The sequence below is a fragment of the Dietzia sp. B19 genome, assembly GCF_014145155.1.
Taxonomy (GTDB): Bacteria; Actinomycetota; Actinomycetes; order Mycobacteriales; family Mycobacteriaceae; genus Dietzia; species Dietzia natronolimnaea.
The window spans coordinates 1-1083 of sequence record NZ_JAALED010000429.1; the positions used below are offsets into that span (position 1 = coordinate 1).

The following is a 1083-nucleotide window of genomic DNA, read 5'->3' on the forward strand; positions in this document are numbered from 1 at the left end:
CTCCCAGAGCGCGAGCGGTCCGGCGGACACGACCGGGCGGCGCGGGGGCAGCTTGGCGAGTTCCCGCCCGCGGTAGACGATCCCGATCGGCAGCACCGCCACCCGGCCGCCCGTGTCGCGGACCCCGCGGACCATCTGGCCCACACCCTTCTTGACCGAGTCCAGCCGGAGCGTCCTCAGGTCGTCCGCCGACGAGTTGGTGCCCTCCACGAACGTCAACACCACCCCGCCGGCGGTCAGGCGGTCCACGCACAGGCCGATCAGGCGGGCCGCCGCCGCGTCGTGCACCGCGCGCTCGGTGCCCTCGTAGTTCTTGGCACGGAAGACCGGGACCGTGCCCGTGTACTCGAACACCGGTCGCAGCGGGCCGCGGAAGAGCGGGTCCTTGGTCAGGCCGGTGCCGGAGGCCAGGAACCGGACCCGCCTGTCGTACACGGCCGAGGCCAGCACGAACGGGTCGTGGTGTGACGGATGGTTGGCGGCCACGATGATCCCCACGCCGGCGTCGTGCAGACGGTGTAGCTCGGTCACCGTCTCGGGCCGGATCCGCACCTCGGGTGCGTACAACGCCCCCACGAAGGTCAGCAGGGGATGGGTGAAGCCGTCCCTCCGGCGGCCGGGGCCGTAGAAGTCGTAGACGGCCTGGTAGTTGGTCAGCGTCACCTCCGGCCGTTCCCGGCGCCGCCGACCCGGTCCGAGGGTCCGCCCGATACGTCCGGCTCCTGCGTCCATCCCCCCAGTCTCGTCCAGCGATCGGGGCGCCGCATCCGGAATCCGGCATGCTCGGGGGATGACGACGAACGCGCTCCACGCCGAACCGGTCGCCGAGCGACCCCGCCTGCTCCTGGTGGCACACGGGACCCGGTCGTCGACGGGCCGCCGGGAACTGGGCCGGGTCCTGGTGGAGACGCGCAAGAAGATCGACGGGGTGGACTGCCGGCTGGCCTGGGTCGACGTCCAGGCTCCGGGCCCGGACCGCATCCTCGCCGACGGGGCGCCCACGGTCGTGGTGCCCGCCTTCCTCGCCCGCGGGTTCCACGTCACCGAGGACGTCGACAGCGCGTGCGGCCGCGCTCCCGGCCC

2 protein-coding genes are annotated in these 1083 nt (G+C 73.2%); one reads left to right on the forward strand and one right to left on the reverse strand.

The annotated features are described in order from the left end of the window. On the reverse strand, nucleotides 1–732 hold a 732-nt coding region (locus G6020_RS12170), incomplete at its 3' end, for a lysophospholipid acyltransferase family protein (RefSeq protein WP_182610812.1). A gap of 58 nt (nucleotides 733–790) precedes the next feature. On the opposite strand from G6020_RS12170, the gene G6020_RS12175 reads away from it, so the two are divergent. Continuing rightward, nucleotides 791–1083: CbiX/SirB N-terminal domain-containing protein (locus G6020_RS12175; RefSeq protein WP_277815277.1), on the forward strand; the 293-nt coding region annotated here is incomplete at its 3' end.